The sequence below is a fragment of the Streptococcus oricebi genome (genome assembly GCF_017883985.1).
GTDB classification, from domain to species: Bacteria; Bacillota; Bacilli; order Lactobacillales; family Streptococcaceae; genus Streptococcus; species Streptococcus oricebi.
In genome coordinates this window covers 68,944-83,510 of the sequence record NZ_PRDG01000002.1, presented here as the reverse complement: position 1 = coordinate 83,510, position 14,567 = coordinate 68,944, and the positions used below count along the sequence as shown (strand labels likewise).

Here is a 14,567-nt window from a genome sequence, read left to right as displayed (position 1 = left end):
AGGATGTCATCAAAAGTTATTATTACTATTTTTGGCGCTAGTGGTGATTTAGCTAAAAGAAAGCTCTATCCTTCACTATTTCGCCTCTACAAGTCGGGCAATCTATCCAAGCACTTTGCAGTGATTGGAACTGCTCGCAGACCCTGGAGCAAGGAATACTTCGAGTCTGTCGTAGTCGAGTCCATTACAGATTTGGCTGATAGTCCTGAGCAAGCTCAAGAGTTTGCTGGCCACTTCTACTATCAAAGTCATGATGTACAAGATACAGAACATTACATCGAACTTAAAAAACTACAAACGCGTCTCAATCAAGAGTACCAGGCCGAGCATAATAAGCTCTTCTTTCTGTCCATGGCTCCACAATTTTTCGGGACCATCGCTAAGCATCTCAAGTCCGAACAAATCGTTGATGGACAAGGCTTTGAGCGTCTTATCGTGGAAAAACCTTTCGGGACAGACTTATCCACTGCTAGTCAGCTCAATCAGGAACTCCTAGCTACCTTTGATGAAGAGCAAATCTTTAGAATTGACCACTATCTAGGCAAGGAAATGATTCAAAACATTTTTGCCATTCGCTTTGCCAACTCCCTCTTTGAAAACATCTGGAATCGTAACTATATTGACAATATTCAGATTACCTTTGCTGAACAACTAGGAGTCGAGGAGCGGGGAGGCTACTATGACCAGTCTGGAGCCCTGCGCGATATGGTCCAAAACCATACCTTACAGCTCCTGTCCCTCTTGGCCATGGATATGCCTAGCGCCTTCACTAAGGAGGCTATTCGCACCGAAAAGGTCAAGGTCTTTGAAAGACTAAGAAAACCTAGCCAAGAGGAGCTGAAAAAGCTCTTTATTCGGGGCCAATACAAGTCTGGTACAGTTGACGGCAAGAAGTACATTTCCTATCGTAGCGAGCCAAATGTAAACCCTGAATCAGAAACCGAAACCTTTGTTTCAGGGGCTTTCTTCGTTGATAGCGAACGCTTCCGCCATGTTCCCTTTTTCTTCCGAACTGGAAAGCGCCTGACCGCCAAGGGAACCCATGTCAATATTGTCTTTAAGCAGATGGACTCTATCTTCGGCCAAAGTCTGGAGCCCAATGTCCTGACCATCTATATCCAACCAACTGAAGGCTTCTCCCTCAGCGTTAATGGAAAAGAGGTGGGCGAACAGTTTAGGCTTGCTCCGATTTCCTTTGACTATCGGACAGATGCGACAGCGACTGGCGCCTCACAGGAGCCTTATGAAAAACTCATCTTTGATGTCCTCAATAATGATTCGACCAACTTCAGTCATTGGGACGAAGTCCGGGCTAGCTGGGAATTGATCGATCAGATTGAGGCCATCTGGCAAGAAAATCAAGTTCCCCTCCACCACTATGAAGCAGGGAGCATGGGACCAGAAGCTGCCTTTGAATTATTGCAAGAATTCGGGGCCAAGTGGCAATGGGATCCAAGAGAAAAGTGATTGGGGATAATAAATAGAAGCGATAAGCCTTATCAGCTACCAGCTTAGCTGGTGGCTTTCTCTTTTTATCTCCGAGAAAAACTGGCTTGAAGGTATAATAAAAAAGCAAGACTTTCAGTCTTGCTTTTTTCTGTCTTAAATCAGGCCTTCTAAAAGACCACGCATAAAGTTTTCAGACTTAAATTCGCCGATGTCGTCGATTTTTTCTCCAAAACCAATCAGCTTGACGGGGATGTCTAGCTCTTCTCGAATGGCTAGAACCACTCCTCCTCGGGCTGTCCCATCAATCTTGGTTAGGACGATGCCGGTTACTGGGGTAATTTTTGAAAATTCCTTGGCCTGGACCAGGGCATTTTGTCCGGTTGAAGCGTCCAGGGCGAGGAAGGTCTCATGCGGTGCTGCTGGATCGACCCGCTTGATGATGCGGCCAATCTTTTCCAGCTCTGCCATCAGATTATCCTTGTTTTGCAGGCGGCCTGCGGTATCAATCATGAGAATATCCACATCTTCTGCCTGAGCCCGCTCCATACCATCAAAGACAACGCTGGCTGGGTCGCTCTTTTCAGGTCCAGTAACAATCGGAACGTCTACCCGTCTCGCCCATTCTTCTAGTTGGGCCACGGCTCCCGCGCGGAAGGTGTCTGCTGCAACCAGCATAACCTTTTTGCCTTCTTGCTTATACTTATAAGCTAATTTCCCAATAGAGGTGGTCTTGCCGACCCCATTGACACCGACAAAGAGCATGACTGTCAAATCTGGTTGGAGATTGATTTTTTCCTGATAGCGACCATCCTTTTCATAGATGTCAACTAATTTTTCGATGACTAGCTGGCGTAAAAAGTCTGGCTTTTTGGCATTTTCTAACTTGGCTTCTTGGCGCAATTCTTCAGTTAGATTAGAGGCTACCTGCACACCTACATCACTGGTAATAAGGAGTTCTTCTAACTCTTCAAAGAAATCCTCATCAACAGCCCGAAAATTAGCGAAGAAGGCATTGAGCCTAGCCCCAAATCCTGTCCGCGTTTTCTTCAAGCTGCGGTCATATTTTTCTTGGACCGTTTCTTTTTCTCTTGCTTCAATGGCCGGCTCTTCTTCCTGAGAATCTTGGTCACCTAGTCTTTCCTCGACTGGGTTAGAAGGAGTCTCTAAGTTTTCTGCTGGCTGGTCCTCTTCTAGACTAGCCCCTGGAACGGGCTCCTCTGGGGCTTGCTCGGCTAGGCTTGCTTCTGGTGTTGGAGATGCCGCTTCGAGGGTTTGCTGGCTTTCAGCTTCTTTAAAATCCCTACTTTCCTCGACTTCTTTCACTGTTGTTAAAGCTGGCTCTTCCAAACTAGCCTCTGGAGCTAGGCTTTCCAGCTGGTCCCTAGCTTCCTGGACCTGGTCTTGTTCGGTCGAGCTAGAAGCTGTCGGCGTCTGCTCGCTAGGCTGGTCTTGCGAAAGTTCCTCTAGGGGCTCTTCCTTTGTTACTTCTTTTTCTTTCTTTCGACCAAAGAGTCGATCAAATAAACCCATTTTCTACCTCCCTATTTGGATAAAACATATTTTTCAATGGCCCAGGCTACCCCGTCTTCATCATTGGTCAAGGGGGTGACAACCTCAGCTGCTTCTTTGACGGCAGGAACGGCATTTTTCATAGCTACGCCAAGCCCTGCCCAGGCAATCATGGACAAGTCATTGGCCTCATCTCCCATAGCCATCACCTGGCTAGTCTCGAGCCCCAAATGAGCAATGAGTTTAGCCAAACCATTGGCCTTATGGGCCTCCTTGGGGCACCATTCCAAAATTTGGTCCCGCGATTTGAAAACGCCATAGCGCTCTTTGAGCGCCTGCGGAATCTCTGGCAGAGCACGGTCAATAGCCGCTGCCGGACAGGCAGTGATACATTTATTATAGCTGAGCTTCTGGTCCAAATTTTCAAAATCAAGGGGAATAAAGTTAAGGGCTGGATTGAAGGTCGAGTAAAGGGAGGGCTGATTAGACTGAATCTGATAGACATGGCCTTCATGAATGGCATCAAGTGGCAAGTCCATAGCCTGAGTGACCTCATGAATAGCCGCTACGTCTTCATAGGAAAAGACAATCTTGTCCAGAACCTCTCCTGTATTACGCTGAACCAGACCGCCATTAAAGGTAATGGTGTACTCGTTTTCTTGGTCAGCAATACCGATTTCTTTCAAGAAAAATTCCATGGCCTTGAGCGGACGCCCTGTTGTCAGGACAATTTTAACGCCTTGAGCATGAGCCGCCTTAAGCGCCGCCAAATTTCTTTCCGAAATCTTCTTATCATGGGTCAGTAAGGTCCCATCTAAATCTAGGGCAATTAGCTTGATTTCTGTCATCATAATCCCTCCATATAGGTCATAACCGAGCCTGCCGCATGGTGGCCGATTACTTGCTTAGCCAGGGCCAAAATTTCCGGCCGGGCATTTTCTGGGGCAATGGGTTGGCCGGCCACCTGCATCATGTGGAGATCATTGAGATTGTCTCCAAAGGCCATGACCTGCTCCATTTCAAGACCTAATTTTTTTGCCAGCTCCACCAGGGCCACACCCTTATCCACATAGTCTAAGACAATATCGATTGACTCAAAGCCTGTGGTCATGGCCTTGACTCCAGCAATATTTTCATTGACCCAGGCTTCGCCTGCCTCCACTGTTTCAGGAGTGAAATTAGTCGTGAATTTGAAAATCTCGTCCTCAATCTCAGCCAAGTCAGCAACTTTCTGGATATTTTCATTGTAATGGGCACTAAAGGAAAGGTAGGTCGGATTGACCGTTTCCAAAACATAGCAGCCCTTCTTACCCGTCAAAAGCAGCTGGTTGACATCTACATAGGGAGAGGATTTGAGCTTGTCAAAGACCTGCAGGTAAAAATCCTTGGGCATGGTGGCTTCATACAAGTCCTCACCATGAAATTCAACGACGCTACCATTTTCTGCGATGAAAATAATCTGATCGCGCACTTCTGCAAAGAGCTTTTCCAGGGACAAAAGACCGCGGCCGCTAGCTACTGCAAAATAAATCCCTTTTTCCTTAAAATTTACCAGCAAGGCCTTGAGCCGGTCCATATCAAACTGGCCCTTGTCGTCCAGAAAGGTCCCGTCCATATCTGTTGCTACTAACTTTATCGTCATCTTACACACTTTCTAAATCCTTCAATTTGACTGATACAATCTTGGAGACGCCTGATTCCTGCATGGTCACACCGTAGATGGAATCCGCCGCCGACATGGTCCCCTTGCGATGGGTCACCACGATAAACTGACTCTCCTTGTCAAAGCGGTTGAGATAGTCCCCGAAACGCTTGACATTAGCCTCATCAAGCGCCGCTTCCACCTCGTCCAAAATGACGAAAGGAATGGTCTTGACCCGGATAATGGAAAATAGCAAGGCCAAGGCTGAAAGGGCCTTTTCGCCACCACTCATTAGGTTGAGGGATTGAATCTTCTTGCCTGGCGGTTGCACTGAAATCTCCACACCAGCAGTTAGAAGGTCGCCCTCGGTCAAAATAAGGTCTGCCGATCCCCCACCAAACATCTGTCTAAAGGTGACCTTAAAACTTTCACGAATGGCCTCAAAGGTAGTTTTGAAGCGCTCTTTAACCTCATCATTCATCTCCTGAATGGTCGATAAAAGTAGGTCCTTGGCTGACAGGATGTCCTGGCGTTGACTATTGAGGAAGTCCAGACGCTCCTTGACCTCATCGTACTGGTCAATGGCGTCCAAATTGACTGGTCCCAAGGCTCTGATTGCCTTTTCTAAGTCCTTAAGCTGGCTTTCGGCCTGGCTTAGATTTTCTAGCTGCTTGGCCTTCAGGCTGGCCTCTTCAAAGCTAATCTGGTAGTCCTCGGTCAGGCTAGTTGCCAAGCGACGCAGGGTTTCAGCCAGCTTATCTCTTTCGGCTTCCGCACGAGCTTGCTTGCGAATCCAGTCTTCATTTTCCTCCCTAGCCTGCTCAAGTAGGCCTAGTAGGTCCTCTGACTGACCTTCCAAGTCCTCCTGCTCAAACTTAAGACGAATCAGGCTTTGGTTGAGCTCTTCCTTTTGCTTTTGAGCATCGGCTAGTTGCTCTTCCAAGAGGGCCAAATCGACCCTTGGCCTATTTTCCAATCTTTCTTCTAGCAGGATTTGCAGATTTGCTGTCTCTTCTCTGAGACTAGCTCCTTCCTGCTCCAAGCGTTCTAAATCGCTTTGTTCAAAGCGTTTACTGCTGGTTAGCTCGGTCCGGCTTAATTTGAGATTGGCTACTTCTTCTGACAACTTATCAAAGCGGAGCTGGACAGCATTCTTGTCTGATTTGACCTGCTCAATCTCCAGGGAAATCTCCTGCTTGATGCCTTCAATTTCAGCCAAGCGTTCGGCCAAGCGAGACTTTTCTAGCGAAAGATCTGGACTGGTCTGGCTGGATAGTTGCTCTTCCTGGGCCTGCTTGAGGAGGCTCAAGTCCTCCACCCTTTTAGCCAACTGTTCATAGGCTAGCTTGGTCCGCTGCTCCACTAATCGAGCCTCTTCTCCCTCTGTCTTGGTCCTTTCTAAATCCTGCTTGATTTTAGAAAGTTCTGCCTGTAAGGCCTGGGTTCTCTTTTCCTGCTCCTTTAGAGCCTGGTCTTTGTCCGCAATCTCCCGGGTCAAGGCGTCCAGCTCTGGCTTGATAAAAATGCTATTATTCTGCCGATTGGCACCACCTGCATAGGAACCACCTGTCCGCAATTCAGTCCCGTCAAGAGTCACTATTCGGACCTGATAACGAACCTCCCTAGCGGCTGCCCTGGCCTCTTCAACCGTCTCAAAAATAGCAGTTGTTCCCAAAAGATTTTCAAAAATATGGGTCAGGGGCTGATCAAATCGAACCAAATCAGAAGCTAGACCTAAAAAGCCTGGACTAGACTCAATTTTTGCTCGATTGTGGTCAGCCAGTTGTCTAGGCTTAATGGTCGTCAGAGGGAGGAAGGTTGCCCGACCTGCCCGATTTTTCTTAAGAAAATCAATGGCTCTAGTCGCCGCATTTTCATCCTCAACGATGATGTGCTGGCTGCTGGCCCCTAGGGCAATCTCTAGGGCGGTCTGATAGCTAGGATCAAAACTCAACTTTTCACTGACCGCTCCAAGAATGCCCCCCAGACGACTAGACTCCTGGAGAACCGTCTTGACTCCGGCATAAAAATTACTATGATTTTTTAGAATGGCTTCTAGACTGGCCGAGCGAGCTTTTTTATTTTTCAAATCATCCAGCAAATCAAAGAGCTGGCCTTGTTCTTTTTGATAATGCCCCTCTAAAACTTGGGCTTTTTCTACCTGGCTCTTGTACCTAGCTAACAGCTCCTTGAGGCTAGCCTCGGCCGCCTCTTGCTCATGCAGGGCCTGGACCTTTTCAGCCTCGGCTGTTTCTAAATCGGCCAAAAGTTTAGAAAATTCTTCCTGCTTGCTCTCGCTGAGCTTGGCCTCACTAAGCAAACGGCTCTCCAAGGCCGTCAAATCATTGGATAATTCAGCCTCTTCCTGCATCAACTTGACATAGCGTTCTCTAAGGTTTTCAATCAGTTGATCGGGATCCTCAGAAAAACTAGCCAATTCTTCCTCAAGATCCTCCAGAGCCTTCTGATTGCTCTTGAGCTCTTGGTTGAGCTCAGTCAATGCTTGGGTCTTGGCCTGATAGGCTCTTTCTACTTCTTGCAGTTTTTCAGCCAGTTTATCCAGACGCTCCTGGGTCTCCTGACGACTACTAGCTGCCTGACTAGACTCTAACTTAGAAAGGTCAATCTGGCGCTCTAAATCACTAATTAGACGGGTCAAGTCCAAGAGACTGGCCTGCTGGTCTTCCAAGTCCTGGTTCAAGCTTTGGCGTTTTTGCTTTAATTGTTGATTTTCAACTTCCAGGCGGTCACGCTTACTATAATAGGCAGCCAATTCCTGGGAAATCTTTTGAATACCCTGCTCAAGAGCTTCATGCTTTTCCTTGTTCAGCTTGATTTGGGCCACCAAGACATCCAAATAAAGCTCCTTGTGCTGGCCATCCAAGTCCAGAAAACGCCGAGCCGTCTGGGCCTGCTTTTCCAAGGGCTTAATCTGGCCATCCAGCTCATAGATAATATCTTCTAGCCGATCTAGATTGTCCTGGGTCTGGTTTAGCTTGCTCTCAGTTTCTTTTCTACGAGTCTTATACTTCAAGACTCCTGCGGCCTCTTCAAAAATAGCCCGTCTCTCCTCAGGTTTGCTGTTGAAGATTTCTTCGACCTTGCCCTGGGAGATAATAGAGAAACTATCTCTACCCAGCCCCGTATCCATAAAGAGATCATGGACATCGCGCAGGCGGACTTTTTTGCCGTCAATCTTGTATTCGCTGTCCCCGCTACGGTAGATATGGCGTTCCACCCGAATTTCTGTGGCCGCATTTTTGATAAACTGGTCCTTATTATCCAAAACCACCACGACCGAGGCATAGTTGAGCGGCTTTCTGGTCTCCGTTCCAGCAAAGATAACGTCTGGCATCTTGCCGCCCCGCAAACTCTTAACGCTCGACTCCCCCAAGGCCCAACGCAGGCTCTCGGTAATATTAGACTTGCCCGATCCGTTTGGACCGACCACTGCTGTCACTCCCTGGTCAAAGACGACCTTGGTCTTATCCGCAAAGGACTTGAAACCTTGAATTTCAATTTCCTTTAAAAACATTAGTAATTCCCCTTTTCAAAGGCATTTTTGGCTGCCTCTTGCTCAGCTAATTTCTTAGAGCGCCCCTGGCCTTGCCCCCTGGTCTCCCCGTTAACCAAAACAGCTACCTCAAAGCGCTTGGCATGGGCCGGCCCTGACTCTGCTACCACCTGATAGTTAATGACCACATCACCATTGACCTGGAGCACTTCCTGAAGTTTGGTCTTATAGTCGGTCACCTGTTCGAAGTCGCCCGCCTCTACCTTAGGAATCATAACCTGGTAAAGAAAATCTCGGACAGCCTCTACTCCCTTATCCAGTAAGAGGGCACCCAGAAAGGCTTCAAATAAATCTCCTAGAATGGTATCGCGATCACGTCCACCAGACTTTTCCTCCCCCTTACCTAGCTTGATAAAGCGGTCAAATTGGCAGTCTCTGGTAAAGCCAGCCAAGCTTTCCTCGCGAACAATCATGGACCGCAATTTGGAGAGGTCCCCTTCTGGTTTCTTGGGATATTTCCCATACAAATATTGGGAAATAATCAATTGCAGAACAGCGTCTCCTAAAAATTCCAAGCGCTCATTATGTGAAATTTTTAAGAGGCGGTGCTCATTAGCATAGGAGGTGTGGGTAAAGGCTGTTTCCAAGAGCTCCTCCTGACTAAAAACAATATTAAAACGCTCCAGCAGAGCTTGATGTAGTTTTTTCATAGTGATCAATTTTTCTAGACTTGATAGACTAAAAAATTCCTTTCTCATATATATAAAATCTGACATGGTCAATATAAGTTCAAACAAGGAACCAAATCCCTAATTGAATAAGGTTTGAGGGCTTATTGCTAATCCGAGACCTTGAAAAGATAATCGACTCGATACAAGTTCCATTATAACAAAAAAAGGGGCTTAACGCACTCCTTTTCCTTTGCTTCTTCCTACTTTGAGTCAGGGTCTTCTGGCCGATCAGGAATGACCTTGAAAAGATAGTAGGTAATAAAGATAGTCAGACCGACAAGAGCAATTTTGACCCAAATAATGGGAGCAAAAAAAATGGAAATCCCCATTAGGATGTAGATGGAAACCAAAATCCTTTTCTTGCGCTTGCGCGGGATAGAGCCTGTCTCTCGGAAATCAGCCACATAGGTCTGATAGAGCTTGGTGTGGTAGAGCCAGGTTTCAAAGCGCTTGGAGCTCCTTGAAAAACAAGCAATGGCAAGCAGTAAGAAGGGGGTGGTGGGAAGGAGGGGTAAAACCACTCCCAAGAGGGCTAAGCCCAGGGCCAAAAAACCAAGTAAGAGATAAATAAGTCGCATAATCTTTCCTTTACAGTTCCTAATAGTTATAGTTTCCCATAAAAGGGGCAGCTTTGTCAATAGGGACAGAATCTTTCTGCTTAATAAAAGCCAACCAGAGTGCTCTCTAATCGGCTAAAGTCTTATCATCAAGGTCCCTAAATATTGGTCAGCGGAGTCGCCTGATCTGGTGAGGTATCGTAGACCTTAAAATCATGACCCACTGCTAGGTCGGCCTGAGCTAGCTGGTTGACCATGGTCATATGGGCCAGCTCCTTGATATTATTTTCCTTACTGAGATGGCCCAGATAAATCTTCTTGGTCCGATTGCCCAGGGTCCGAATCATGGTCTCGGCCCCATCTTCATTGGACAAGTGGCCTAAATCAGACAAAATCCGCTGTTTGAGGCTCCAAGGATAGGCCCCACTGCGCAGGATTTCAATATCGTGGTTGCTCTCAATCAGGTAGGCATCGGCATTTTCAACAATACCCGCCATCCGATCGCTAACATAGCCCGTATCCGTCAAGATGACAAAGCTTTTATTGTCCTTCATAAAGCGGTAAAACTGGGGGGCAACCGCATCATGACTGACCCCGAAACTCTCAATATCCAAGTCTCCAAAGGTCTTGGTCTTACCCATCTGGAAGATATGCTTCTGGTCCAAGTCTAGCTTGCCCAGATGGCCCTCCATGGCCTGCCAAGTTTCTTGGTTAGCATAAATATCCAAGTGATACTTACGGGCCAAAACTCCCACTCCATGAATGTGATCCTTGTGCTCATGGGTCACAAAAATAGCGTCCAAATCTTCAGGCTTGCGGTCGATTTCAGCTAGGAGGCTGGTAATTTTTTTGCCGGATAGGCCAGCATCAACCAATATCTTCTTCTCTGGGCTCTCCAAGTAAAAACAATTTCCACTAGAGCCCGATGCTAAAATACTATACTTAAATCCTTGCTCGCTCATCTTAACTTTCTATTTCATCACTTTCCCAGTCATCGTCTAGAACCGCTTCCTTATCATAAGGCAGAACAATGGTAAAGGTTGAGCCCACCTCATACTCACTTTTAGCCCAGATAAAGCCCTGGTGCTGCTTGACAATTTCCTTGGCAATTGCCAGTCCCAGACCCGTTCCTCCCTGGGCCCGACTCCGGGCCTTGTCCACCCGATAAAAGCGGTCAAAAATTCGAGGCAAGTCCTTTTTAGGAATCCCTAGCCCCTCATCAGAAATGGAGATAATCAACTGGGCATCTGTCGTCTTCATCTTGACCGTAATCTTACCACCGTCAGGAGAATACTTGATAGCATTGTTCATGATATTGTCGATGACCTGGGTCATCTTATCCGTATCGATCTCCACCCAAATAGGAGTAATGGGATAATCACGGATAATTTCATACTTCTTGCTCTCATCCTGACTCCTAATCTTATCAAAGCGATTAAGGATAAAGGTGATAAAGGCTGTGAAGTTGGTAAACTCGACATCTAGCTGGCTGGTCGCATTATCAATCCGCGACAGGCTGAGTAGGTCTGAAACCATCCGCATCATCCGATTGGTCTCGGTCAAGGAAACCTTGACAAAGTCAGGCGCGACTGGCTCAGACAGGGCCCCCTCGTCCAGAGCTTCCAAATAAGACTTGACACTTGTCAAGGGTGTCCGCAATTCATGACTGACATTGGAAACAAAGAGACGGCGCTCCCGCTCTTCCTTTTCCTGCTCGGTCGTATCATGAAGAACGGCAACCAGACCCGAGATAAAGCCACTCTCCCGCCTTACCAGGGCAAAGCGGACACGCAGACTCAAATACTCGCCATTCTCATCCTGGGAGTCAATGGTCAACTCGGGAACGTTGGTAATCAAATCCCGCAGGTCATAGTCCTCACCAATATCTAACAATTCGATAATACTGGTATTTTGGACCTCCTCTGCCTTGACCCCCAACTGCTTGGAGGCCATATCATTGATCATGATAATCTGGCCCCGCCGGTTGGTCGCTAAGACCCCATCTGTCATATAAGATAGAATGCTGGTCAAGCGCTTGGTCTCCTGCTCCAAATTTTCCTGGGTCAGACGAGTGACCTCAGATAAATCATTGATACTATTGGTCATATCCGTAATTTCTGGACTTCCCTGCATATCTAGTACCTCTGAATAATCCCCAGCAATCAAATCCTTAACCTTTTGATTTAGGATGCGAAGCTGGTGATTATCCCGACGATTTTCCAAGAAAAGCAGGGCCACAACCAGGATAAAACCAATGATAATCAGAACAAAGACAAAGTCAACCGACACCACAAATTGTCTAATTTTTTCAATCATTATTTCTCATATAATAGCCGACACCACGACGGGTTAAGATATATTCAGGGCGGCTTGGTGTATCTTCAATCTTTTCGCGCAGACGTCGAATGGTCACATCGACCGTCCGAACATCGCCGAAATAATCGTAGCCCCAAACTGTTTCCAATAAATGTTCCCGGGTCATAACCTGACCGACATGGGTCGTCAAATGATGGAGCAACTCAAACTCGCGGTGGGTCAACTCCAACTCCTTGCCATGCTTTTTAGCCACAAAGGCTTCCGGCAAGATTTTTAAGTCACCAATGACCAATTCATTGGGACCTGACTCTTCTTCTTGATTATCAACTGATAGCTCCGAGCGCCGCAAGATTGCCTTGACCCGCGCCTGTAATTCACGATTTGAGAAGGGTTTGGTTACATAGTCATCCGCACCGATTTCCAGTCCAATTACCTTGTCAAATTCGCTATCCTTGGCCGATAATACAATAATGGGAACATTACTGGTCTTCCTGATGGTCCGAGCGACCTCAAGGCCATCGACTTCTGGCAACATCAAGTCCAGAATTAAAATATCTGGTTGCTCTGCTTCAAAGACTTCCAGAGCCTCGCGTCCGTCAAAAGCCGTCACTACCTCGTAGCCCTCTTTGACCATGTTAAACTTGATAATATCTGAGATTGGTTTCTCATCATCTACAACTAATATTTTTTTCATTTTATTCACCTTTTCTAACTACTTATTATACCAAATTATTCTTAAAAATGGCTAATTTGAGCGCCTCTAAAATGAAATTGTAAATTTAGATTAAAAATTGAGAGAATTTCTTCTTAAAAAAACGAATCCTCTACACTCAAATGAGTGTAGAGGATTCGTTTTTTTATTTCTCCACCCGCGATTTTCTTTCAATATCAGCCAGGATATTTTCTGTAAATGCTGCTAGGCTTTCGGTATGGGTTGCCTTAGAGCCGTAACGGCGGACATTGACTGCCTCTTCTTCCAACTCCTTGTCTCCAACAATTAGTTGGTAAGGAATTTTATGGGTCTGGCTCTGACGAATCTTGTACTGCATTTTTTCATTGCGCTCGTCAACAACAGCCCGAATGCCCCTATTTTGGAGCTCCTTGGCCACCTTCCAAGCATAGTCCATATGGACTTCATTAGAAACAGGGATAACAGTCGCCTGGGTCGGTGCTAGCCAGGTTGGAAAGGCCCCCTTGTAGGTCTCAATCAAGTAGGCAGTGAAGCGCTCCATGGTAGACACGACACCTCGGTGAATCATGACCGGCCGGTGCTCCTCACCGTCAGCCCCGATATAGCTAAGTTCAAAGCGTTCAGGCAAGAGGAAGTCCAGCTGAATGGTGGACAGGGTCTCGTCATTTCCAAGAGCAGTCTTGACCTGAATATCCAGTTTCGGTCCGTAGAAGGCTGCTTCTCCTTCCGCCTCATAGTAGTCCAGCTCCATCTCATCCATGGCAGCCTTGAGCATGGTTTGTGCTTTTTCCCACATCTCATCGTTGTCAAAGTATTTTTCCTTGTCCTCAGGGTCACGGTAGGATAAGCGGAAACTGTAATCTGTAATATTGAAGTCCGCGTAGACATCAATAATCAGTTGCAGGGCCCTTTGGAATTCTTCCTTGATTTGGTCTGGTGTTACAAAAAGGTGACCGTCGTTAAGGGTCATTTCCCGCACCCGTTGTAGACCTGACAAAGCGCCTGATTTTTCAAAGCGGTGCATCATGCCCAGCTCCGCAATCCGGATTGGCAATTCCCGATAAGAATGGACATGATTTTTATAGACCTGGATGTGGTGGGGACAGTTCATGGGACGCAGGACAAACTGCTCACCGTCACCCATATCCATCGGTGGAAACATGTCTTCTTGATAGTGCTCCCAGTGGCCAGAGGTCTTGTAGAGTTCGACACTGGCTACTGGTGGAGTATAGACGTGCTGATAGCCTGAAGCTAATTCCTTATCGGTAATGTAGCGTTCAATGGTTCGACGAATGGTGGCCCCATCTGGCAGCCAGAAAGGCAGACCTTGTCCCACTTCTTGGCTAATCATAAAGAGGTCTAATTCCTTACCCAGCTTACGGTGGTCACGCTCCTTGGCTTCTTCTCTCATTTGGATGTATTTCTTGAGGTCTTTCTTGTCAAACCAAGCTGTTCCGTAAATCCGCTGCATCATGGCATTATCAGAATTTCCCCGCCAGTAGGCCCCTGCCACATTGAGCAGTTGGAAGATTTGAATACGACCAGTTGAAGGGACATGAGGGCCACGACAGAGGTCCACATACTCTCCCTGACGGTAGATGGTCAAGCCACCCTCGTCCTCGGAATGCTCCTCAATCAGCTCAAGTTTATAAGGGTCATTTTTGAAAATCTCCCGGGCTTCTTCCTTAGAAACTTCCTCACGAATGCTAGGGAAATTTTCCTTGACAATCTTGCGCATCTCATCTTCAATCCGGGCTAAATCTTCATTAGAGATTTGGCCGGCCTCATTGTCCGTATCGTAGTAAAAACCGTCCTGAATAGCCGGACCCACGCCTAGATGGATATCTGGAAAATGACGTTTGGCTGCTTGAGCAAAAAGGTGGGCTGCTGAGTGACGGAGGATATCCAAGGCATCCTCATGGTCAGGCGTTACGATTTCAAGCGCACCGTCCTCAGTCAAGGGACGGGTCGTATCGACCAAGCGACCGTTAAATTTACCAGCAAGGGCCTTTTTAGCTAGGGAATTGCTGATAGACTGAGCAATGTCAAAAGTTGTGCTGCCAGACTGGTAGTCACGAACGGCACCATCTGGGAAAGTAATCTGAATCATGTTTTCTCCTTTTTAATTGGTTTTCTTTTTGTGCTAATCTCCTAGGCT

General features: G+C 46.9%; 11 protein-coding genes. 1 reads left to right on the top strand and 10 read right to left on the bottom strand.

The annotated features are described in order from the left end of the window. Window positions 1-3: 3 nt before the first annotated feature. On the top strand, window positions 4-1,467 hold the full coding sequence (gene zwf, locus C4K46_RS03080) for a glucose-6-phosphate dehydrogenase (RefSeq protein WP_209627302.1): 1,464 nt from the start codon (window positions 4-6) through the stop codon (window positions 1,465-1,467). Window positions 1,468-1,602: 135 nt separating this feature from the next. Here the strand turns inward: zwf and ftsY are convergent, their stop codons facing one another. The 10 genes from ftsY to thrS form a co-directional block, all read right to left on the bottom strand. After that, window positions 1,603-2,979 (bottom strand): signal recognition particle-docking protein FtsY, encoded by a 1,377-nt coding sequence (gene ftsY, locus C4K46_RS03075; RefSeq protein WP_209627300.1) that lies wholly within the window; start codon window positions 2,977-2,979, stop codon window positions 1,603-1,605. Between the two features lie 11 nt (window positions 2,980-2,990). After that, window positions 2,991-3,806 carry a Cof-type HAD-IIB family hydrolase gene (locus C4K46_RS03070; RefSeq protein ID WP_209627775.1) on the bottom strand — a complete coding sequence of 272 codons (816 nt, stop codon included), beginning with the start codon at window positions 3,804-3,806 and terminating at the stop codon, window positions 2,991-2,993. Further along, window positions 3,806-4,600, bottom strand: coding sequence for a Cof-type HAD-IIB family hydrolase (locus tag C4K46_RS03065; protein WP_209627298.1), 795 nt, complete (start codon window positions 4,598-4,600; stop codon window positions 3,806-3,808). The genes C4K46_RS03070 and C4K46_RS03065 overlap by 1 nt, the downstream gene beginning before the upstream one ends. A 1-nt stretch (window position 4,601) precedes the next feature. Next, window positions 4,602-8,135, bottom strand: coding sequence for a chromosome segregation protein SMC (gene smc / locus C4K46_RS03060; RefSeq protein ID WP_209627297.1), 3,534 nt, complete (start codon window positions 8,133-8,135; stop codon window positions 4,602-4,604). After that, the gene (gene rnc, locus C4K46_RS03055) at window positions 8,135-8,824 is read right to left on the bottom strand and encodes a ribonuclease III (RefSeq protein ID WP_209627295.1); all 690 of its coding nucleotides are present in this window, start codon (window positions 8,822-8,824) and stop codon (window positions 8,135-8,137) included. The genes smc and rnc overlap by 1 nt, the downstream gene beginning before the upstream one ends. Before the next feature lie 221 nt (window positions 8,825-9,045). Then, the gene (locus C4K46_RS03050; protein WP_209627293.1) at window positions 9,046-9,423 is read right to left on the bottom strand and encodes a YbaN family protein; all 378 of its coding nucleotides are present in this window, start codon (window positions 9,421-9,423) and stop codon (window positions 9,046-9,048) included. A gap of 137 nt (window positions 9,424-9,560) precedes the next feature. Continuing rightward, the gene (locus tag C4K46_RS03045; protein WP_209627291.1) at window positions 9,561-10,364 is read right to left on the bottom strand and encodes an MBL fold metallo-hydrolase; all 804 of its coding nucleotides are present in this window, start codon (window positions 10,362-10,364) and stop codon (window positions 9,561-9,563) included. A 1-nt stretch (window position 10,365) separates the two neighbouring features. Further along, a complete protein-coding gene (vicK, locus tag C4K46_RS03040; RefSeq protein ID WP_209627289.1) occupies window positions 10,366-11,718 on the bottom strand; it encodes a cell wall metabolism sensor histidine kinase VicK in 1,353 nt (450 codons plus the stop codon). Further along, window positions 11,711-12,412, bottom strand: coding sequence for a response regulator YycF (gene yycF, locus C4K46_RS03035; protein ID WP_209627288.1), 702 nt, complete (start codon window positions 12,410-12,412; stop codon window positions 11,711-11,713). The genes vicK and yycF overlap by 8 nt, the downstream gene beginning before the upstream one ends. Before the next feature lie 163 nt (window positions 12,413-12,575). Continuing rightward, window positions 12,576-14,519, bottom strand: coding sequence for a threonine--tRNA ligase (thrS, locus tag C4K46_RS03030; RefSeq protein ID WP_209627286.1), 1,944 nt, complete (start codon window positions 14,517-14,519; stop codon window positions 12,576-12,578). Window positions 14,520-14,567 lie beyond the last annotated feature (48 nt).

What these genes read in the sequence shown, in the direction of transcription:
- ftsY (WP_209627300.1), bottom strand. Translation starts at nt 2,979, where the DNA reads ATGGGTTTATTTGATCGACTCTTTGGTCGAAAGAAAGAAAAAGAAGTA.
- C4K46_RS03070 (WP_209627775.1), bottom strand. Translation starts at nt 3,806, where the DNA reads ATGACAGAAATCAAGCTAATTGCCCTAGATTTAGATGGGACCTTACTG.
- zwf (WP_209627302.1), top strand. Translation starts at nt 4, where the DNA reads ATGTCATCAAAAGTTATTATTACTATTTTTGGCGCTAGTGGTGATTTA.
- thrS (WP_209627286.1), bottom strand. Translation starts at nt 14,519, where the DNA reads ATGATTCAGATTACTTTCCCAGATGGTGCCGTTCGTGACTACCAGTCT.
- yycF (WP_209627288.1), bottom strand. Translation starts at nt 12,412, where the DNA reads ATGAAAAAAATATTAGTTGTAGATGATGAGAAACCAATCTCAGATATT.
- vicK (WP_209627289.1), bottom strand. Translation starts at nt 11,718, where the DNA reads ATGATTGAAAAAATTAGACAATTTGTGGTGTCGGTTGACTTTGTCTTT.
- C4K46_RS03045 (WP_209627291.1), bottom strand. Translation starts at nt 10,364, where the DNA reads ATGAGCGAGCAAGGATTTAAGTATAGTATTTTAGCATCGGGCTCTAGT.
- smc (WP_209627297.1), bottom strand. Translation starts at nt 8,135, where the DNA reads ATGTTTTTAAAGGAAATTGAAATTCAAGGTTTCAAGTCCTTTGCGGAT.
- C4K46_RS03050 (WP_209627293.1), bottom strand. Translation starts at nt 9,423, where the DNA reads ATGCGACTTATTTATCTCTTACTTGGTTTTTTGGCCCTGGGCTTAGCC.
- rnc (WP_209627295.1), bottom strand. Translation starts at nt 8,824, where the DNA reads ATGAAAAAACTACATCAAGCTCTGCTGGAGCGTTTTAATATTGTTTTT.
- C4K46_RS03065 (WP_209627298.1), bottom strand. Translation starts at nt 4,600, where the DNA reads ATGACGATAAAGTTAGTAGCAACAGATATGGACGGGACCTTTCTGGAC.